The sequence below is a fragment of the Rhodoferax sp. ZS1R25 genome (assembly GCF_056521335.1).
The window spans coordinates 1822498-1842947 of the sequence record NZ_JBWMAZ010000001.1 but is presented as its reverse complement, the minus strand read 5'-3'; the positions used below and the strand labels follow the sequence as shown (position 1 = coordinate 1842947).

Genomic DNA, 20450 nt, shown 5'->3' with positions numbered 1-20450 from the left:
CTAACAACCCTCCGGGCTGGTGATCCATTGAAAAGAAGGACTTAGACCCCTAAAATCAAACGATCACCCTAGGAGAACTCTATGGACGTTAGCAAAGCCAAGCCCGCACAAGTGCAAGCGGCCCAAGCACTCAAGCGCACCGATGAGTCCCGGCAGACGCAGCAGCGCGAAACCCAGGCCAAGGCACAAGCCCCGAAAAAGGCGGAAGAGCCCAAGCGCCCAGTGGTGAATGCCCAGGGGCAGACCACGGGACGGCTGCTCAACGTCAGCGCCTGAGCCCCGGCAACTCGCCCGCTTGCTCCCCGGGTAGACGGCCATGGTCGCCATCACCGCCACCAACAGCACGACGCCGTCTTTGCAGGCGTCGTTGAGCATGGTGCGCCTGGAGCAGGCCAGGCGGGAGGCGGACACCGCCGAAGCCAAGGCCGAAAACCTGCGTGCCGAGGCCAACGACGCCGAACGCGACGCGCAGGACCGCAAAGACAATGTGCGCGAGCTGAGCAGCAGCGCCAGCAAGCCCACCGACACCCCGGCCAGCAGCACCTACAGCGCGCCCACCAAGTCCAATTTCGTCGCCGTTCCCTTGGCCACGCAGGATTTTTTGGTGCGCATGTACAAGGCCACCAGCCCGCAGTTCGCCGCCAGTGGCAACGCCCTCAAGGACGACAGCAAGGCTGCCCCGGCCATCAACACGCTGGGCCAGGCCACGGGACGCATCGTCAACCTCAGCGTCTGACATCGTTATTATTTTTTTGCATAGTTTGCAAATGAAGTGGCCTTGGACAGGTCGCCGCGGCACGCCTACATTGCGGGCCATGACGACAACCATAAGGAGCTTTCATGTCGCAACACCCCGCTAACCCAGCGTCCCCCGCGAACCCCGCAGCCATTACCCATGCGCTGCCCTCTTACCTGCAGGCCGACCACCTCGGCCCCTGGGGCATTTATTTGCAACAAGTGGACCGCGTCACGCCCTACCTGGGCCACCTGGCGCGCTGGGCCGAAACCCTGAAGCGCCCCAAGCGCGCGCTGATCGTGGATGTACCCATCCAGCTGGACAACGGCACCGTGGCCCACTTTGAGGGCTACCGCGTACAGCACAACACCTCGCGCGGCCCCGGCAAGGGCGGTGTGCGTTTTCACCAAGATGTGACGTTGTCCGAAGTAATGGCGCTGTCGGCCTGGATGTCGGTCAAGAACGCCGCGGTGAACGTGCCCTACGGTGGCGCCAAGGGCGGCATTCGTGTGGACCCCAAGACCCTGTCGCGTGGCGAGCTGGAGCGTCTGACGCGCCGCTACACCAGCGAGATTGGCATCATCATCGGGCCCACCAAGGACATCCCCGCGCCCGACGTGAATACCAACGAGCAGATCATGGCCTGGATGATGGACACCTACTCGATGAACGAAGGCGCCACTGCCACTGGCGTGGTGACTGGCAAGCCCATCGACCTCGGCGGCTCACTCGGTCGCCGCGAAGCCACGGGCCGCGGCGTATACACCGTGGGCGTAGAGGCAGCTCAGCACATAGGTCTGGATATTTCCAAAGCGCGCGTAGCCGTGCAGGGCTTTGGCAATGTGGGTGGCATCGCCGGCAAGCTGTTTGCCCAGGCCGGCGCCCGTGTCGTGGCTGTGCAAGACCACGGCGGCACGATTTACCAAGAGTCTGGCCTGGACGTGCCGGCCCTGCTGGCCCACGTGGCAGCCCATGGCTCGGTGGCGGGGTTCACCCCGGCCGAAGTGATTGCCAATGACGCTTTCTGGGACGTGGACTGCGACATCTTGATTCCCGCGGCACTGGAGCAGCAAATTACCAAAGCGAATGCCGGACGCATCAAGGCCAAGCTGGTCATCGAAGGCGCCAACGGCCCGACCACGCCCGAGGCCGACGACATTCTGCAAGAGCGCAATGTGCTGGTCTTGCCCGACGTGATTGCCAACGCGGGCGGCGTGACGGTGAGCTACTTCGAGTGGGTGCAGGATTTCTCCAGCTTCTTCTGGAGCGAGGACGAGATCAACGCCCGCCTGGTGCGCATCATGAAGGAGGCCTTTGCCGGCGTATGGAATGTGGCGCAAGACCACAAGGTCAGCCTGCGCACCGCCACCTTCATCGTGGCCTGCAAGCGCATTCTGCATGCGCGCGAACTGCGCGGCTTGTATCCCTGAGCGACGACCCGCGCAGTGGCGGAGCAACAAGCTCTGCTACTGCAGGGGTTCTTTGAGCGCTTCGGGCAGGGCAAAGGGCATCACGTCAATGCCCTCCTCCACCAACTCACGCGCTTCTTTTTCCGTGGTGCGGCCACGGATGCCACGTTCTTCGGCTTCGCCATAGTGCATCTTGCGCGCCTCCTCGGCAAACTGCGACCCCACGTCGGTGGTGGTAGCCACCACGTGGCGCGCCATGGCCATCCACGCAGCAGCCAGGGCCGCATTGTGGGGCGTCGTGGCCACTGCGCTGCCGGTAGGAACAGAGGATGGAACTTGGTCTGCAGCCTGCTCAGCCGCAGGTGCGCGGGCACCAGACAGGTTCAAGCGCGGGGCGCTGAGTTTTTTGACCACCGAAGGATCGCCACACACCGGGCATTGCACCAACGCGCGGGCGCACTGGGTCACAAAATCGTCTTCCGACGCAAACCACCCTTCAAACGGGTGGCCTTGGGCGCAGTGAAGGTCCAGAACTTTCATGACCGTATTGTCCGCCCTCAGGGCATGGGGAGTGCGGGCCCCCATTGCAAAGGCCAGCTGCCTTGCAGGACTTGTTGCAGCCACAGTGCACCGGCCAAGGTTTTGGCATCGGTGACACGGCCCTGTTGGCACCACTGCAGCAGCTCTTCCAGAGTAGCGGTGAACACTTCCAGAAATTCACCTGCGTCCAGTTGCGCAGCGCCGGGCGTGAGGCCACGGGCAAACCAGATATCGATGAATTCGGTGGAGTACGCAATCACGGGGTGCATCTGGCCCGCACGCGCCCACTCCGTGGCGGTGTAGCCGGTTTCCTCCAGCAGCTCGCGCTGGGCACAGAACTGCACGGTCTCACCGGCGTCCAGCTTGCCAGCCGGAAACTCCACCATCACTTGGCCAATGGGGTAGCGGAATTGCCGCTCCAGCACGACACGGATCTGGCCCGCATCGTCCTGCAGCAAGGGAATCACCATCACCGCACCGGGATGGACAAAGTATTCGCGGGTGGCAGAGGCGCCGTCTGGCAAGGTAACGGTGTCGCGAAAGGCATGCAGGAATTTGCCTTTCAGAATTTCTTCGCTGGAGTGCGTGTGCTCACGCAGGTGGCTGTCGTCTTCCATGAAAGGAGCGGGCGATCAGTCGCGCCGCTTGAGCAGGTAGCGGTAGACAAAGCCTGGGAACGCAAATGTCATGAACAAGGCCCAGGTGATGGCAAAAAACTCCCAACCCTGTGGGGTGATTTGCCCGGCGTGTTTTTCGAGACCCGCGCCCACCGCACCTGTCACGCCATACCAAAGCACGAGCTCAAGCAGCCGCAAGCCCAGCGACTTGCGTTGCGCTACAGGCAACACCCCCATGAGTTTTTCGGTGAAGAACGGCAGGTTGGCGCCCAACAGCGCCAACACCACCAACACGCCTACCGCGAACGAATTACCCATCAGCCGACTACGACCTCAGGTGCCCAGCATCTGCTTGATGGACGCAGCACACAGCGCCATCAGCCCGCTGGGGAACAGGCCCAACACCAGCACCAGAGCGCCGTTGATGCACAGCACCACGCGTACATCGGTCGGTGCACTCACGGTGGTGGCGGTAATGGGTTCGTCGAAGTACATGACCTTGACGAGGCGCAGATAGTAGAACGCACCCACCAGCGAGGTCAGCATGGCGAATACGGCCAACCCCAGATAGAACGAATCACCAGAAGCGATCAGGGCTTGCAGCACCGACAGCTTGGCATAGAAGCCCACCATGGGAGGAATACCCGCCAAGGAGAACAAGGCAATGGCCATGATGGCGGCATACAGCGGGCTGCGCTGGTTCAGACCGGCAAAGTCAGCGATCTCTTCGCTCTCAAAACCTTCACGCGAGAGCAACAAAATCACACCGAAGCTGGCCAGCGTGGTCAGCACATAGCTGATTACGTAGAACATGGCAGAGCTGTAGGCGTTGGCCGCTGAGGCGACGTTGCCGTTGACCACGCCCGACATCAGACCCAAGAGCACAAAACCGATCTGGGCGATGGTGGAGAAGGCCAGCATGCGCTTGACGTTGGTCTGCGCAATCGCAGCAAAGTTGCCGATCAGCAAGGACCCCACTGCCAACACCATCAGCATCTGTTGCCAGTCACCGGCCAGAGGCAACATGCCTTCGACCAGCAAGCGCATGACGATGGCAAACGCTGCCAGCTTGGGTGCAGCACCAATCATCAGGGTAACTGCAGTGGGAGCGCCTTGGTACACATCGGGAATCCACATGTGGAACGGCACGGCACCCAGTTTGAATGCGAGACCAGCTACGACAAACACCAGACCAAACACCAGCACACCGTGCTGGTACTTGCCGGAAGAAATAGCCCGGAACACTGCGTTCACGTCCAGCGAACCGGTGGCTCCATAGAACATGGACATGCCGTACAGCAAGAAGCCAGACGCCATGGCACCCAGCACAAAGTACTTCATGGCGGCTTCTGTGGCCGTCGCGTTGTCGCGGCGCAGCGCCACCAGCGCATAGCTGGACAGGGTCAGCAGCTCCAGCCCCAGGTAGGTCACAAGGAAGTTGTTGCCGGAGATCATGACGAACATCCCCAGCAAGGCAAACAGGTTGAGCGTGAACATCTCACCGCCGCGCAGCATGTCACGCTGGCCCGCGTAGGGGCGACCGTACACCAGGGTCACCATCACGGCCACCGTGGCAAAGCACTTGAGCCAGTTGCCCATGGAGTCACTGACCATCATGTTGCCAAAACCATAGTGGGTGGCACCGCCAGAGGCATAGGCCGCTTGCAACAAGGCAACCACCGCCAGTGTCAGCAGCGTAAGCACATAGGTAGCGCCACGCAACGGTGTCTTCACGCCCAAATCAGCGATGGCAATGACGCAGGCCATCACCATGAGCACGATCTCGGGGTACACCATGATCCAACTGAGTTTGTCAATCATCATTCGTCTCTCAATTCAGTCTGATCAGTTCAACTTGGACACTGCCACATGCTTGAGCAGCTGGGCCACCGAAGCATCCATGACATCGGTGAAGGGCTTGGGGTACAGGCCCATGTACAGCACAGCAGCAGCCAGCAGTGCCAGCATCAGGAATTCACGCGCGTTGATATCCACCAGGGACTTCACATCGTCATTCGCCACGGGCCCCAGGTACACGCGCTTGAACATCCACAGCGTATAGGCGGCACCGAAGATCAAGGCGCTGGCGGCCGCAAAACCGATCCAGAAGTTGAACTTCACGGCACCCAAAATCACCATCCACTCGCCCACGAAACCAGCGGTTCCTGGCAGGCCGCAGTTGGCCATGGAGAACAGCAGCGCGAACGCCGCGAACTTGGGCATGGTGTTGACCACACCGCCGTAGCTGGAAATTTCACGCGAATGCACTCGGTCGTACAACACGCCAATAGACAGGAACATCGCGCCGGACACAAAGCCGTGGGCAATCATTTGCACCAGACCACCGGCAACACCCAGGTCGTTGAATATAAAGAAACCCAAGGTCACAAACCCCATGTGGGCTACCGACGAGTAGGCCACCAATTTCTTCATGTCTTGCTGCACCATGGCCACCAAGCCCACGTACACCACGGCAATCAGCGACAGCGCGATCATGGTAGCGCCCCATTCATGCGCCGCATCGGGCGCAATAGGCATGGAGAAACGCAAGAACCCATAGGCGCCTAGCTTCAACATAATGGCGGCCAGCACGGCAGAACCACCGGTGGGCGCTTCCACGTGCACATCGGGCAACCATGTGTGCACCGGCCACATGGGAACCTTCACCGCAAATGCCGCAAAGAAGGCGAAGAACAACAAGGTCTGAGGCGTACGACCCAAGGGCAGTGCATGCCAGATCGCCAGATCAAAGCTGCCGCCGGATTTGGTGTACAGGTAAATCAACGCCACCAGCATGAGTAAGGAACCCATCAAGGTGTAGAGGAAGAACTTGAAGGCCGCGTAAATCTTGTTCGGGCCGCCCCAAATACCGATGATCAGGTACATCGGGATCAGCGTGGCTTCAAAGAACACATAGAACAGCAAGCCGTCCAGTGCAGTGAACACGCCAATCATCAGGCCACTGAGGATCAGGAACGCGCCCATGTACTGGTTCACACGCTGGGTAATGACTTCCCAGCCTGCGATCACCACCACCACATTGATGAAGGCGGTGAGCAGCACAAACCAGAAGGAAATGCCGTCCACACCCAGGTGGTAGTTGACGTTGAATCGCTCAATCCAGCGGGCACTTTCCACAAACTGCATAGCCGCCGATGCATTGTCAAACTGACCATACAACGGCAACGTCACCAGCAAACTGACCACGGACCCAATCAACGCGATCCAGCGCACCACGCGGGCATGCTCATCGCGCCCGAACGCCAACAGCACGATGCCGAAGGCGATGGGAGTCCAAATTGCAAGGCTCAACAAACCCATATTATTTTTCTCCTTAGCGGCCAAGCCATTGAACAACCATGGGCCATGTCACGAAGTAGGACATGATCAAGAACACGCCCAAAATCATGACCAGTGCGTAGTGGTACAGGTAACCCGATTGCGCCTGGCGCACCAGACCTGACACCCAGCCCACCAGCTTCCACGATCCGTTGACCACCGCACCATCGATGATGGCCTGATCGCCCACCTTCCACAGGCCCATGCCCAATGCGCGGGCGCCGCGGGCGAGGATGTTTTCGTTGACCCAGTCGAGGTAATACTTGTTTTCCAACAGGTTGAAAATCGGCATCACATTGCGCTTGATAGCGGCGGGAACCGCGGGGAACACCATGTACATCAGATAAGCCGTGACCACGCCTGCCAGTGCCAGCCAGAATGGCAAGGTCGTGAAGGCGTGCATGGCCATTTGCAGCGGGCCATGGAAGGCGTGGGCCAGCTCTTCCATGGCGGGGTGCTTCTCAAGGTCGACCGCAAGCACGCCCTTGAAAAAGTCCCCAAACAGCATGGGCTGAATGGTCAGGTAGCCGATCAAGACCGAAGGAATCGCCAGCAACACCAGCGGAACCGTCACGACCCAAGGAGATTCGTGCGGGTGGTGGTCGTGGTGATCGCCATGATCCCCGTGGTGGTCATCATGGTGTGCATCCGGGTTCTGGTCAAAGCGCTCCTTGCCATGGAACACCAGGAAGTACATGCGGAAGGAATAAAACGCCGTGACGAACACGCCTGCGAGTACCGCGAACGAGGCAAAGCCCGCGCCAGGCAGATGGCTTTCGTGCACCGCTTCAATGATGCTGTCCTTGGAGTAAAAACCGGCGAACAGCGGCGTGCCGATCAGGGCCAGAGAGCCCAGCAGGGATGTGATCCAAGTGATGGGCATGTACTTGCGTAAACCACCCATCCAGCGGATGTCCTGGTTGTGGTGCACGCCCATGATGACCGAGCCCGCGGCAAGGAACAGCAAGGCCTTGAAAAAGGCGTGCGTCATCAGGTGGAACACCGCCACAGAATAGGCCGAAGCACCGAGCGCCACCGTCATGTAACCCAGCTGGGACAGCGTGGAGTACGCGACCACGCGCTTGATGTCGTTTTGGATGATGCCCAGAAAGCCCATGAACAAAGCAGTAATGGCACCGATCACGAGAATGAAGTTCAGGGCCGTGTCGCTCAACTCGAACAGAGGTGACATGCGCGCTACCATGAAGATACCGGCAGTCACCATAGTCGCGGCGTGGATCAGCGCGGAGATGGGTGTGGGGCCTTCCATGGAGTCTGGCAACCACACATGCAATGGGAATTGCGCCGATTTGCCCATGGCACCGATGAACAGGCAAATGCAGATCACGGTGATCAGCATCCAGTCGGTTCCTGGGAAGGACAGCTGTGCCAGCACATCAGCCTTGGCAAAGACTTCCGCATAGTTCAAGGTACCGCCAAAGGCCACGATGAGGCCAATGCCGAGGATGAACCCGAAGTCGCCCACGCGGTTGACCAAGAAGGCCTTCATGTTGGCGAAGATGGCGGTCGGCTTGTTGAACCAAAAACCGATCAGCAGGTAAGACACCAGCCCCACAGCCTCCCAGCCAAAGAACAGCTGCAGCAGGTTGTTGCTCATCACCAGCATCAGCATGGCAAAGGTGAACAGGGAGATGTAGGCGAAGAAGCGGTTGTAGCCTTCGTCCTCTTCCATGTAGCCCACGGTGTAGAGGTGCACCATCAGCGACACAAAGGTCACGACGCACATCATCATGGCGGTAAGGCCATCGACCAGAAAGCCGACCTCCATTTTCAAGCCACCGACCACCATCCAGGTGTAGAGGGTTTCGCTGAAACGGGCGCCATCCAGTGCCACCGACTTCAGGGTGGCAGCGGACAACACAAAGGCTATCAGCACACCCAAAATGGTCAGTGTGTGGCTCAGCTTGCGGCCGATCCAGTTACCGCCAAAGCGGGTACCAAACACACCGGCGAGCAAGGAGCCTACCAGGGGCGCCAGGGGAACGGCCAGCAGCGTAGAAGCAGAAAGGGTTTGACTCATTTCGGTTAGCCCTTCAGCGTATTGAGTTCATCGACGCTGATGCTGGACTTGTTGCGGAACAACAGAACCAGAATGGCCAAGCCAATGGCCGACTCGGCAGCCGCCACGGTCAAAATGAAGAACACGAAGATTTGTCCGTGCATGTCGTGCAGGTAGTGCGAGAAGGCCACGAAATTCGTATTCACGGCCAGCAACATCAACTCGATCGCCATCAGCAACACAATGAGGTTGCGACGGTTCAAGAAAATGCCAACCACCGACAGCGCAAACAGCATCGCGCCCAACGACAGAAAATGTCCTAAGGTCAAGGTCATACTTTGGTCTCCGCTTGCGACTCACCCGCTTCAGGGGCTTGGGCAGCTTGTGTTGCGGCCATCTTCACCACGGTCATCCGGTCACGCGACATCACGCGCACCTGGTCACCAGGGCTTACATACTTGCTGTCCTTGCGGGTGCGCAGGGTCAGGGCAATCGCGGCAATCACGGCCACCAGCAAGATGGCAGCCGCCACCTCCAGCGGTAACAGGTATTGCGTGTACAACAACTTGCCCAACTCTTTGGTGTTGGAGGCACCGACCACCGCAGCCGCGTTCGCGGCCTGGGGATCATCCACCACGCGGAATCCACCCATCAGCACGGCAGCCATTTCCAGTGCAATGATCACGCCCACCAAAGCAGCGAGCGGAAAATGTTTCCAGAAACCAATGCGGAGGTTTTCTACATTGATGTCCATCATCATCACCACGAACAGGAAAAGCACCATCACCGCGCCTACGTACACCAGCACCAAGGTGATGGACAAAAACTCTGCCTTCAACAGCATCCACACCATGGCCGCCTGAAAGAAGGTCAGCACCAGGAATAGGGCGGCATGGACAGGGTTGCGTGCCGTGATCACCCGGAAGGCTGCAAACAGCAGCACGGCCGAGAACACGTAAAAAAGACCGGTCGTAACACTCATGATTCAAACACTTTCTTGCGACGGATCAGCGGTACTTGGCATCTGCCTGCTTGGCAGCAGCGATTTCGTTTTCGTAACGATCGCCCACCGCCAACAGCATCTCTTTGGTGAAGTACAGATCGCCACGCTTCTCACCGTGGTATTCCAGAATGTGGGTTTCCACAATCGAATCTACCGGGCAGCTCTCTTCGCAGAAGCCGCAAAAAATGCACTTGGTAAGGTCGATGTCGTAGCGAGTCGTGCGGCGCGAGCCATCGCTGCGCACATCCGACTCGATGGTGATCGCCATGGCGGGGCACACGGCTTCACACAGCTTGCAGGCAATGCAGCGCTCTTCGCCATTTTCGTAGCGGCGCAAAGCGTGCAAGCCACGGAAACGGGGAGACAGCGGCGTCTTTTCCTCAGGGAACTGCACGGTGATCTTGCGTCGAAACGCATAGCGTCCGGTCAATGCCAGACCCTTGAACAACTCAACCAGCAGAAAGCTGTAGAGAAAATCCTTGAGAGAAAAAGCGGACGGCATACGGGCCACGGAATTGGTAGTCATAGTCACATCCCTCACTTCCAGATGTTCAGAGGGGTTTGCATCCAGGCGCCCACCACCAGGAGCCAGACCAGCGTCACGGGGATGAAAACCTTCCAGCCCAAACGCATGATCTGGTCGTAGCGGAAACGGGGGAATGTGGCACGCACCCAAATAAACAAGCTCACCACGGCGCAAGTCTTGGCACCCAGCCAAATCCAGCCGGGGATCCAGTCCAGGAAGCCCACGGGAGACAACCAGCCACCCAGGAACATGATGGAGGCAAGGATGGAGATTAGCCACATGTTGGCGTATTCGGCCAAGTAGAACATGGCATAAGACATACCGGAGTACTCCACCATGTGGCCCGCCACGATTTCGGCTTCGCCTTCCACCACGTCAAACGGGTGGCGGTTGGTTTCTGCCAGACCCGAGATCACATAGACCACAAAAATGGGCAGCAAAGGTAGCCAGTTCCACGACAGAAAGCCTAAACCCATGTTCGCAAAATTGCCTTGTCCCTGTCCCACCACGATATCGGTCAGGTTCATGCTGCCGGAGATCATCAAAACAATCACCAGGCAAAAACCCATACAAATTTCGTAGCTCACCATCTGCGCCGACGCGCGCAAGGCGCCCAGGAAAGCGTACTTGGAGTTGGAAGCCCAACCCGCAATAACCACCCCATAGACTTCCATGGAGGCAATCGCCATCACGAATAGCAGGCCGGCATTCACGTTGGCCAAAGCCACATCGGGGCCAAACGGAATCACAGCCCAAGCTGCCATCGCAGGCATGATGGTCAGAATGGGGCCCACAAAAAACAGGCCTTTGTTGGCGGCCGTAGGAATCAGGATTTCCTTGGTCAGTAACTTCAAGGCATCCGCAATCGGCTGCAACAGACCCCAGGGGCCCACGCGATTGGGGCCCACACGCACCTGCATCCAACCCAGAAACTTGCGCTCCCACAGGGTGAGGTAAGCCACAGCCCCCATCAAGGGCAAGACGACCACCACAATCTTGATGAGTGCCCACAGCACCGGCCAGACCACACCGGCCCACCAGGATGCAGCCAGCAAACCCAGGCCAGCGTTGTAAATCGTGTCGATCATGACAAAACCTCTTCCACAGATGGGGCCGCAGACCGGGCATCGGCCGTGAGCTGCAGAGATGTCGCGCGACGCACGGTACCGTCCAGCTGGTAAATCGACGCCACCACAGGGGCTGCTCCTTGCGAAGACACATCGACAGGACCGCGGTAGGCATTGCTCAACCGCGCCGCGGGCACAAACTCGGGCACCGCTGCAGTATCAGGGTGCAAGCTCTTCAGCACATCTTGCGACGATTCAAAATCAAACCCGGACAGGCCCATGAGGTTGGCGAGCACACGCAGCACCTTCCAGGCGGGGCGTGTCTCACCCAGGGGTTTGACCACCGCATGGAAACTCTGCACACGCCCTTCGGCATTCACAAACGTGCCCGAAGTTTCCGTGAACGGTGCAATCGGCAGCAGCACATCACTGAACGCCATATTGGCCTTGAAGGGGCTCAACGTAACCACCATTTCAGCCTTGGAGATACCTTGCGCGGCAGCGGCACCCGCGGCGCTGTCGTAGACCGGTTCGGTGTTGAGCAACAACGCGGCTTTCAGACCGCCAGCCAGCATCTGACCCGCGTGCGAACCATTGCCCTGTGGCACGGCACCAGCGATCTGGGCACCCACGGTATTGGCAGCTTCCGTCAGGTAGCCAACCGTGGCACCGACTTGCTCGCCGATCCAGTTGGCCAAGCTCAGCAAGCTGCTGGCCTTGGCGTGGTGCGCAGCGGCATTGCCCAACAAAATGGCCTTGCGTTCGCCCGAGATGAGCGACAAGGCAATCGCTTTGGCTTGAACACTGGCGGTCCCGGAAGCGGGCGCGGAAACGCCCTTCTCTGCCGCCACAGCAGTCGCAATGTCGGCCAAGGATTGCACCCACGCGGACGCGGGCACTTGCACGCTGTGCGTCACAGGCAATGCCCAGTCAGGGTTGCCGGCCGTGATGGCGCTGACCACACCGCCGACTTTGGTGGCTTGGCGAATGCGCTGCGCAAACAGAGGATGGTCTTTGCGCAGATTGGAACCTACAACCAGAACGCGCTGCAGCTGTGACAAGGAAGCGATGCTGGTGCCCAGATAACGCACACCTTCGGTGGCTACAAACTCGGCATTGCGCAAACGGTAGTCGATGCTGTCGCTGCCCAAACCGCGCACCAAGGCACCGGCCAAATGCAGTTCTTCCAGGGTGCTGTGGGGGCTGACCAAGGCGCCAATCGACGCGGCACCGTGGTTAGCCTTGATTTGCTTCAACCCATTGGCCACATATTCAAGGGCGGTTTGCCAGTCCACGCTCTTCCATTCACCGCCCTGCTTGAGCATGGGTGTGGTCAAACGTTCATCGCTGTTGAGCGCTTCGTAAGAGAAACGATCGCGGTCGGCAATCCAGCATTCGTTCACCGCTTCGTTTTCGAGGGGCACCACGCGCAGAACCTTGTGGTTCTTGACCTGCACAATCAGGTTGGCACCGGTGGAGTCATGCGGGCTGACCGACTTGCGGCGCGACAACTCCCACGTGCGGGCGCTGTAGCGGAAAGGTTTGCTGGTCAAGGCACCCACGGGGCAAATGTCAATCATGTTGCCCGACAGCTCGGAGTCCACCGAGTCACCAATGAAGGTTTCGATTTCGGCATGTTCACCGCGGTGCGACATGCCCAGCTCCATCACGCCAGCCACTTCCTGGCCGAAACGCACGCAGCGGGTGCAATGGATGCAACGGCTCATTTCCTCCATGGAAATCAGCGGGCCTACGTCTTTATGGAACACCACGCGCTTTTCTTCTTCGTAGCGCGAGGAAGATCCGCCGTAACCCACGGCCAAATCCTGCAACTGGCATTCGCCGCCCTGGTCGCAAATCGGGCAATCCAGGGGGTGGTTGATCAGCAGGAATTCCATGACCGACTTTTGGGCCTTGATGGCCTTGTCGCTCTTGGTACGCACGATCATGCCCTGGGTCACGGGTGTGGCACAGGCAGGCATGGGTTTGGGCATCTTCTCCACGTCCACCAGGCACATGCGGCAGTTGGCCGCGATGCTCAATTTCTTGTGGTAACAGAAATGGGGAATGTAGGTGCCGGCTTTGTCGGCGGCATGCATGATCATGCTGCCTTCAACAATGTCCACCTTCTTGCCGTCGAGTTCGATTTCAATCATCTTGGGCTTTGCTTAAACGTGGGCCGCAACCATGCTGGTCTTGTGCTCTACGAGGTACTCAAATTCGTGCCGGAAGTGTTTGATCATGGCGCGCACGGGCATGGCTGCGGCGTCGCCCAAGGCGCAGATCGTGCGCCCCATGATGTTCTCGGCCACGTTGTCCAACAGTGCCATATCGCTGGGGCGACCTTGACCGTCCACGATGCGATCCACCATGCGCGACAACCAACCCGTACCTTCGCGGCACGGTGTGCACTGGCCACAAGACTCGTGCATGTAAAAGTAGCTCAGGCGTTGCAAGGCCGTAACCATGCAACGGGTTTCATCCATCACGATGACCGCACCGGAGCCCAGCATGGACCCCGCCTTGGCAATCGAGTCGTAGTCCATGGTGCATTCCATCATGACGGAAGCGGGCAACACAGGCGACGAAGATCCGCCAGGGATCACGGCCTTCAGGGCCTTGCCACCCCGCACACCACCCGCCAGCTCCAGCAGCTTGGCAAACGGTGTTCCCATGGGAATTTCGTAATTGCCGGGGCGCTCCACATCTCCACTGATGGAGTAGATCTTGGTACCACCGTTGTTGGGCTTGCCGCATTCCAGATAGGCCTGTCCACCGTTGCGGATGATCCAGGGCACCGCCGCAAAGGTTTCGGTGTTGTTGATCGTGGTGGGCTTGCCGTAAAGACCGAAGCTGGCTGGGAACGGGGGTTTGAAGCGCGGTTGGCCTTTTTTGCCTTCCAGCGATTCCAGCAAGGCGGTTTCTTCACCGCAAATGTAGGCGCCAAAACCATGGGCCGCATGCAACTGGAAGCTGAAATTGCTGCCCTGGATGTTGTTGCCCAGCAGGCCTGCGGCGCGGGCTTCTTCCAAGGCTTCCTCAAAGCGCTCGTAGGCCGAGAAGATTTCACCGTGGATGTAGTTGTAGCCGACCGTGATGCCCATGGCATAGGCGGCAATCGCCATGCCTTCGATCACGATATGCGGGTTGAATTGCAGGATGTCGCGGTCCTTGCAGGTACCGGGCTCACCCTCGTCGGAGTTGCAGACCAGGTACTTTTGACCCGGGAATTGGCGGGGCATAAAGCTCCACTTGAGTCCCGTAGGAAAGCCCGCACCGCCGCGTCCCCGCAGCGAGGATTCTTTGACCGTGGCAATCACCTGGTCTTGGGTCAGACCTTCACCCCCGTCTTTGCCCAGGATTTTGCGCAGGGCCTGGTAGCCACCACGTGCTTCGTAGTCTTTCAGGCGCCAGTTGCTGCCGTTCAAGCCTGCATAGATTTGGGGATTGATGTGACGGTCGTGGAAGCAGGTTTGCACGCCGGTGGCGCGAAACTGGGAGAGAAGGTTCTCAACGGTCATCACTTGCCCTCCGTGGCACGCAGGCCATCCACCAACTGGTCCAGCTTGTCGTTGCTCATGAAGCTGCACATGGTGCGGTCATTCACCAGCATGACGGGCGAATCCGCGCAAGCGCCCAGGCATTCGCTCTGCTGCAGCGTAAACATGCCGTCGGCCGTAGTCTCACCCATGCGGATACCCAGCTTGTGCTCCAGGTGGTGCAAGGCCTTTTGGCCATCGCGCAACTGGCACGGCAGGTTGGTGCACACATTCAGTTTGAACTTGCCCACCGGACGCTGGTTGTACATGTTGTAGAAGGTCGTGACTTCGTGCACCGCCATGGGTGCCATGCCCAAATGGGCGGCAATCACTTTTTCACTTTCCGCACTCACAAAGCCCAGCTCCTGCTGAACGATGGACAGGCAGGCCATCACAGCAGACTGCTTTTGATCGGCGGGGTATTTGGCCACTTCACGGTCGAAGCGCGCCTTGGTAGCGTCAGAGATCATCGGTCAATCTCTCCAAAAACAATGTCCATGGTGCCGATGATGGACACCGCATCCGCAATCATGTGACCGCTGGCCATTTCGTTCAAGCCGGCCAGATGGGCAAAGCCCGGTGGACGGATCTTCAAGCGATAAGGCTTATTGGCTCCATCGCTCACGATATAAATGCCGAACTCGCCCTTGGGGTGTTCCACGGCGGCGTAGGCCTCGCCTTCGGGCACGCGGAAACCTTCGGTGAACAGCTTGAAATGGTGGATCAACTCCTCCATGCTGCTCTTCATGGATTCGCGCGAAGGTGGCGCCACCTTGTGGTTATCCGTGATCACGGGGCCAGGGTTGGCCTTGAGCCAGTCCACACACTGCTTGATGATGTGGTTGGACTGCTTCATCTCTTCCATACGCACCAGGTAGCGGTCGTACACATCGCCCGTTTTGCCCACGGGGATGTCAAAGTCCAGCTTGTCGTACACCTCATAGGGCTGCTTCTTGCGCAGGTCCCAGGCAATGCCGGAGCCGCGCAGCATGGGGCCGGTAAAGCCCAAGTTCAGCGCGCGTTCGGGCGTCACCACGCCGATGTTCACGGTGCGCTGCTTCCAGATGCGGTTTTCGGTCAGCAGCGTGTGGTATTCCTCCAGGCAGGCGGGGAAACGCTGCGTGAAGTCTTCAATGAAATCGAGCAGCGAACCCTTGCGATTGCGGTTCAACTCATCCACGCCCTTGGCGTTGCGCACGCGGCTGGCCTTGAACTGGGGCATGGTGTCGGGCAAATCGCGGTACACACCACCGGGACGGAAGTAGGCGGCGTGCATGCGGGCGCCACTGGCAGCCTCGTACATGTCAAACAGGTCTTCGCGTTCGCGGAAGGTGTAGATCAGGATGGTGGAACTGCCACAGTCATTGCCGTGCGACCCCAACCACATGAGGTGGTTTAGCAGGCGGGTGATTTCGGCAAACATTACGCGGATGTACTGCGCACGCACCGGCACCTCAAGGCCCAGCAGCTTCTCAATGGCCAGGCAGTAGGCGTGCTCGTTGCACATCATGGACACGTAGTCCAGGCGGTCCATGTACGGCAAAGCCTGGATGTAGGTCTTGGTCTCGGCCAGCTTTTCAGTGGCACGGTGCAGCAGACCAATGTGGGGATCAGCGCGCTGGATCACCTCACCGTCCAGCTCCAGCACCAGGCGCAAAACGCCGTGTGCCGCAGGGTGCTGCGGTCCAAAGTTCAGGGTGTAGTTCTTGATTTCAGCCATGCATTCAACTGCTTATTGCAGGCCTCCGTAATTGTCTTCCCGGATGATGCGAGGCGTGATCTCGCGCGCCTCGATCGTGACCGGCTGGTACACCACGCGCGCCTGCTCTGCGTCGAAGCGCATTTCCACATGCCCGGTGGTGGGAAAGTCTTTGCGGAAAGGGTGGCCGATGAAACCGTAGTCGGTCAGGATGCGGCGCAGGTCGTTGTGGCCTTCAAAAACGATGCCAAACAAATCGAAGGCTTCGCGCTCGAACCAGTTGGCCGAGTTCCAGATGTCGTTCACGGAAGCCACCGCAGGCATGTCGTCGTCGGGCGTAAACACCTTCAAACGCAGGCGCTGGTTCAGGCTCACGGACAACAGATGGCTGACGACCGCGTAGCGCGGGCCATCATAGGCGCCGTCTTTGTACTCGGAGTAGTCCACGCCACACAGGTCCAACAGCTGCTCGAATTTGCAGCCAGGCGCATCGCGCAAGGCCAGCGCAGCCGCTTGGTAATCGGCTGCAGACACTACCACCTGGACTTCACCCAGCGCGATGGAAATGTGTTTGGCCTTGTCACCCAACGCTGCCTGAACAGCGGCCTGAATCGTTTCAGGACGAACGGAATAAACAGTCATGGTGCTCCTCAGGCGCGCGCAATGGTTTCAGTGCGGCGAATCTTTTGCTGCAATTGCAAAATGCCGTACACCAGCGCTTCGGCAGTGGGGGGACAGCCTGGCACATAAACATCAACCGGCACTATGCGGTCGCAGCCACGCACGACGGAATAACTGTAGTGGTAATAGCCACCACCATTGGCACACGAACCCATGCTGATCACCCAGCGCGGCTCGGACATCTGGTCATACACCTTGCGCAAGGCGGGTGCCATCTTGTTGCACAAAGTGCCGGCCACGATCATCAAATCGGACTGGCGCGGGCTGGCGCGGAATACTTCGGAGCCGAATCGGCTCAAGTCATAACGCGCGGCGGCAGCGTGCATCATTTCCACGGCGCAGCAAGCCAGACCGAAGGTCATGGGCCAGATGGAGCCGGTTTTGGCCCAGTTCATCACCGAGTCGTAGCTCGTGGTGACAAAACCCTCTTTCAAAACACCTTCAATCATTGCTTACTCCCAGTCCAAGGCGCCTTTTTTCCACATGTACACGAAGCCAATGGTCAAAACGGCCACGAACTCCGCGCCAATCAAAAACCCGAAGAAGCCGATCTCTTTGAGAGACACAGCCCATGGGAATAGGAAAGCGGTTTCCAAGTCAAACAAAATGAACAGGATGGCTACGAGGTAGTAGCGCACGTCGAACTTCATGCGGGCATCTTCAAATGCCTCGAAGCCACATTCGTAGGGGGAGTTCTTCGCGGGGTCGGGGCGGTTGGGGCCGAGAATGTAGCCCAGCACCTGGGGGACTACACCGACGCCAATACCGACCAAGATGAACAGGAGAACGGGGAGATATTGATCGAGGTTCATCTTGAAATTCTGATCACCGTGATTGGCGCGCCCAAGAATACCTCTGAACGCGCTGATTTTTGCTGGTGCCTTCGGCGAGACTCGAACTCGCACAGCTTTCGCCACTACCACCTCAAGATAGCGTGTCTACCAATTTCACCACGAAGGCGGCTCTCAGTTGGTGAATTTGCGTGAGGAACCTTGCGGCATTTGCTTATTCACCAGCCCTAGAGTTTACCCTGAATTTACCCTGCCGCTGGCAGGGACAAGGCATTTAAAAAGCCAATTACTTGGCTGGAATCTGCGCTGCGCCAGAGGCAGGTGCAGCCGGTGCAGATTCAGCGGCAGCGGGCGTTGCCGCAGGTGCTACAACGGCGGCACCTTCGAGCACGGAACCCGAGCTGGCAGGACGCAGATTGCCGAAATAGGCCAGCGCCAAGGTGCAAACGAAAAACACAGTGGCCAGTACAGCGGTGGTGCGCGACAGGAAGTTGGCACTGCCGCTGGCGCCAAACAAGCTGCCCGAACCGCCGCTGCCAAATGCCGCACCCATGTCAGCGCCCTTGCCGTGCTGCACCAAAATCAGTCCGATCATGCCCAGGGCCGACAACATTTGAACCGTCAAAATAATCGTGACTACGATGTTCATAACTAACTCCTCAATTTAAAAAATCTGCGCAGCGTCAAACCGCTGCGGCAATGATGGACAGGAAGTCCGGCGCCTTCAACGAGGCACCACCCACCAAACCACCGTCAATGTCTGCCTGGCCCAACAACTGGGCGGCATTGGCTGCGTTCATGCTGCCGCCGTACAGAATCTGCACGCGGTCCGAATGCTCCGTAGCGGCATGCAACTGGGCACGCAACACCGCATGCACCTGCTGCGCCTGCTCGGGACTGGCGGTTTTGCCGGTACCAATGGCCCATACTGGCTCATACGCCACCACGATCTCGCTGATGCAATGGCCGTTGGTGTGGATGACGGCCGCCAGTTGGCGCTTCACCACCTCTTCAGTCAATCCTGCTTCACGTTCCTGCAGCGTCTCGCCGACACACACGATGGGCGTGATGCCCGCGGCCAGGGCCTTTTGGGCTTTGTTGGCCACGACTGCATCGGTCTCACCATGGTACTGGCGGCGCTCGGAATGGCCCACGATGGCGTAACGCACGCCCAGGTCGCGCAGCATGCCGGCAGACACTTCACCCGTAAAGGCACCGGCATCGTAGGCCGACACGTCTTGCGCGCCCACGGCAATGGCCGAGCCCTTTACCAAGGCACCCACCTCTGCCAAATAGGGCGCAGGCACGCACACGGCGATATCACACGCCGCCTGGCCCACACCGGCCAGCAACTGCTGCACCAGTGCGGCGTTGGCGGCCGTGGAGCCGTTCATCTTCCAGTTGCCCGCAATCAATTTCTTTTTCATGCTGCATCCCACTTCAAAACAATTTTGCCGATGTGCTGGTTGCTCTCCATCAGCGCATGGGCTTTCGCCGCATCGGCTGGGGCAAAGACGCTGTGAATCACCGCCTTGATGCGCCCGGCGACCAACAGCGGCCAGACCACGCGCAAACACGAGGCCGCAATCGCCGCCTTGAATGCCACCGGCCGCGCACGCAAGGTGGACCCCGTGACAGTCAGCCGCTTGCGCAGCACCAGTCCGGCGTTGATCTCGCTCTGCACACCGCCCTGCACGGCGATGATGACGAGTCGGCCATCGTCTGCCAGGCACTGCACTTCTTTGGCCACATAGGCACCTGCCACCATGTCCAGCACCACGTCCACACCACGCCCCTGCGTGAGGCGCAAGGCCTCCGCCTGGAAATCCTGGGTTTTGTAGTTGATGGCATGGTCGGCGCCCAGTGCCAGGCAAGCCGCACACTTCTCGTCGCTACCCGCCGTCGCAATCACCGTGGCACCCAGGGCCTTGGCCAGTTGGATGGCCGTGACGCCAATGCCACTGGTGCCGCCCTGCACCAGCAAGGTTTCCCCCGCTTGCAAACGGCCCCGGTCGAACACATTGCTCCACACGGTGAACAGCGTCTCGGGCAGGCTCGCAGCCTCCACGTCGCTCCACCCTGCAGGCACCGGCAGGCACTGGCCGACAGGCGCGATGCAAAGCTCGGCATAGCCACCACCGGCCACCAGCGCACACACACGGTCACCGAGCTGAAAGCCGGCAGCCTGCATGGCCGCGGCGTCGCCCGACACAATGGTACCCGCCACTTCCAGCCCCGGAAGGTCAGAAGCGCCTGCGGGCGCCGGGTAGTGCCCGGCACGCTGCAGCACGTCCGGCCGGTTGATACCGCTGGCCGTCACGCGGATGCACACCTCCCCCACACCTGCAACAGGCGCAGGACGGTCCACCAGACGCAATGCGTCGGGTGGACCGAAGGATGAGATTTCGACAGCTTTCATAGCCAAATGAACCGGCAGCCCCCGTGCTTATTGCGCAAGCAGCTACCAATTCAATAGCAAGGTG

Annotated in this window: 23 protein-coding genes and 1 tRNA gene; 3 read left to right on the top strand and 21 right to left on the bottom strand. The window is 59.2% G+C overall.

The window, feature by feature from the left end:
- Window positions 1-81: 81 nt before the first annotated feature.
- The 3 genes from AC097R_RS08830 (at window position 82) to AC097R_RS08820 (ending at window position 2166) form a co-directional block, all read left to right on the top strand.
- Window positions 82-276: a hypothetical protein gene (locus tag AC097R_RS08830; protein ID WP_479597705.1), complete on the top strand. Its 195-nt coding sequence runs from the start codon at window positions 82-84 to the stop codon at window positions 274-276.
- 40 nt (window positions 277-316) lie between these two features.
- Complete coding sequence (locus AC097R_RS08825) at window positions 317-736, top strand: hypothetical protein (RefSeq protein WP_479597704.1); 420 nt, start codon at window positions 317-319, stop codon at window positions 734-736.
- A gap of 104 nt (window positions 737-840) precedes the next feature.
- Window positions 841-2166: a Glu/Leu/Phe/Val family dehydrogenase gene (locus AC097R_RS08820; RefSeq protein ID WP_479597703.1), complete on the top strand. Its 1326-nt coding sequence runs from the start codon at window positions 841-843 to the stop codon at window positions 2164-2166.
- A 36-nt stretch (window positions 2167-2202) separates the two neighbouring features.
- Here the strand turns inward: AC097R_RS08820 and AC097R_RS08815 are convergent, their stop codons facing one another.
- From AC097R_RS08815 to AC097R_RS08715, 21 genes are all read right to left on the bottom strand, one after another.
- Window positions 2203-2685, bottom strand: a complete 483-nt coding sequence (locus AC097R_RS08815) for a DUF1178 family protein (protein ID WP_479597702.1) — start codon at window positions 2683-2685, stop codon at window positions 2203-2205.
- A 17-nt stretch (window positions 2686-2702) separates the two neighbouring features.
- On the bottom strand, window positions 2703-3302 hold the full coding sequence (locus AC097R_RS08810; protein ID WP_479597701.1) for an NUDIX domain-containing protein: 600 nt from the start codon (window positions 3300-3302) through the stop codon (window positions 2703-2705).
- A gap of 15 nt (window positions 3303-3317) precedes the next feature.
- Entirely contained in the window at window positions 3318-3620 is a 303-nt protein-coding gene (locus AC097R_RS08805; protein ID WP_479597700.1) for a DUF2818 family protein, read from the bottom strand.
- Window positions 3621-3635: 15 nt separating this feature from the next.
- Window positions 3636-5123 (bottom strand): NADH-quinone oxidoreductase subunit NuoN, encoded by a 1488-nt coding sequence (nuoN, locus tag AC097R_RS08800; RefSeq protein ID WP_479597699.1) that lies wholly within the window; start codon window positions 5121-5123, stop codon window positions 3636-3638.
- A gap of 24 nt (window positions 5124-5147) precedes the next feature.
- Complete coding sequence (locus tag AC097R_RS08795) at window positions 5148-6623, bottom strand: NADH-quinone oxidoreductase subunit M (RefSeq protein WP_479597698.1); 1476 nt, start codon at window positions 6621-6623, stop codon at window positions 5148-5150.
- A gap of 13 nt (window positions 6624-6636) precedes the next feature.
- Entirely contained in the window at window positions 6637-8682 is a 2046-nt protein-coding gene (nuoL, locus tag AC097R_RS08790) for an NADH-quinone oxidoreductase subunit L (protein ID WP_479597697.1), read from the bottom strand.
- A gap of 5 nt (window positions 8683-8687) precedes the next feature.
- Window positions 8688-8996 carry an NADH-quinone oxidoreductase subunit NuoK gene (nuoK, locus tag AC097R_RS08785; RefSeq protein ID WP_138514852.1) on the bottom strand — a complete coding sequence of 103 codons (309 nt, stop codon included), beginning with the start codon at window positions 8994-8996 and terminating at the stop codon, window positions 8688-8690.
- Window positions 8993-9643: an NADH-quinone oxidoreductase subunit J gene (locus AC097R_RS08780; RefSeq protein ID WP_479597696.1), complete on the bottom strand. Its 651-nt coding sequence runs from the start codon at window positions 9641-9643 to the stop codon at window positions 8993-8995. The genes nuoK and AC097R_RS08780 overlap by 4 nt, the downstream gene beginning before the upstream one ends.
- A gap of 25 nt (window positions 9644-9668) precedes the next feature.
- On the bottom strand, window positions 9669-10190 hold the full coding sequence (gene nuoI, locus AC097R_RS08775) for an NADH-quinone oxidoreductase subunit NuoI (RefSeq protein ID WP_310344222.1): 522 nt from the start codon (window positions 10188-10190) through the stop codon (window positions 9669-9671).
- Between the two features lie 11 nt (window positions 10191-10201).
- Window positions 10202-11278 (bottom strand): NADH-quinone oxidoreductase subunit NuoH, encoded by a 1077-nt coding sequence (gene nuoH, locus AC097R_RS08770; protein ID WP_479597695.1) that lies wholly within the window; start codon window positions 11276-11278, stop codon window positions 10202-10204.
- The gene (gene nuoG / locus AC097R_RS08765) at window positions 11275-13413 is read right to left on the bottom strand and encodes an NADH-quinone oxidoreductase subunit NuoG (RefSeq protein WP_479597694.1); all 2139 of its coding nucleotides are present in this window, start codon (window positions 13411-13413) and stop codon (window positions 11275-11277) included. Before nuoG ends, nuoH begins: the two co-directional genes overlap by 4 nt.
- A gap of 12 nt (window positions 13414-13425) precedes the next feature.
- Window positions 13426-14778 carry an NADH-quinone oxidoreductase subunit NuoF gene (gene nuoF, locus AC097R_RS08760; protein WP_479597693.1) on the bottom strand — a complete coding sequence of 451 codons (1353 nt, stop codon included), beginning with the start codon at window positions 14776-14778 and terminating at the stop codon, window positions 13426-13428.
- Window positions 14778-15266: an NADH-quinone oxidoreductase subunit NuoE gene (nuoE, locus tag AC097R_RS08755; RefSeq protein ID WP_479597692.1), complete on the bottom strand. Its 489-nt coding sequence runs from the start codon at window positions 15264-15266 to the stop codon at window positions 14778-14780. Before nuoE ends, nuoF begins: the two co-directional genes overlap by 1 nt.
- Window positions 15263-16516 (bottom strand): NADH-quinone oxidoreductase subunit D, encoded by a 1254-nt coding sequence (locus AC097R_RS08750; protein WP_479597691.1) that lies wholly within the window; start codon window positions 16514-16516, stop codon window positions 15263-15265. The genes nuoE and AC097R_RS08750 overlap by 4 nt, the downstream gene beginning before the upstream one ends.
- A 12-nt stretch (window positions 16517-16528) precedes the next feature.
- On the bottom strand, window positions 16529-17137 hold the full coding sequence (locus AC097R_RS08745; protein WP_479597690.1) for an NADH-quinone oxidoreductase subunit C: 609 nt from the start codon (window positions 17135-17137) through the stop codon (window positions 16529-16531).
- Window positions 17138-17145: 8 nt separating this feature from the next.
- On the bottom strand, window positions 17146-17625 hold the full coding sequence (locus tag AC097R_RS08740) for a NuoB/complex I 20 kDa subunit family protein (protein WP_094478019.1): 480 nt from the start codon (window positions 17623-17625) through the stop codon (window positions 17146-17148).
- Between the two features lie 3 nt (window positions 17626-17628).
- Window positions 17629-17988 (bottom strand): NADH-quinone oxidoreductase subunit A, encoded by a 360-nt coding sequence (locus AC097R_RS08735; protein WP_310344383.1) that lies wholly within the window; start codon window positions 17986-17988, stop codon window positions 17629-17631.
- Between the two features lie 63 nt (window positions 17989-18051).
- Window positions 18052-18136 (bottom strand) — tRNA-Leu (locus tag AC097R_RS08730).
- A gap of 117 nt (window positions 18137-18253) precedes the next feature.
- The gene (secG, locus tag AC097R_RS08725; protein ID WP_479597689.1) at window positions 18254-18616 is read right to left on the bottom strand and encodes a preprotein translocase subunit SecG; all 363 of its coding nucleotides are present in this window, start codon (window positions 18614-18616) and stop codon (window positions 18254-18256) included.
- A 34-nt stretch (window positions 18617-18650) separates the two neighbouring features.
- Window positions 18651-19394, bottom strand: coding sequence for a triose-phosphate isomerase (gene tpiA, locus AC097R_RS08720; RefSeq protein WP_479597688.1), 744 nt, complete (start codon window positions 19392-19394; stop codon window positions 18651-18653).
- A complete protein-coding gene (locus AC097R_RS08715) occupies window positions 19391-20386 on the bottom strand; it encodes an NAD(P)H-quinone oxidoreductase (RefSeq protein WP_479597687.1) in 996 nt (331 codons plus the stop codon). Before AC097R_RS08715 ends, tpiA begins: the two co-directional genes overlap by 4 nt.
- Window positions 20387-20450 lie beyond the last annotated feature (64 nt).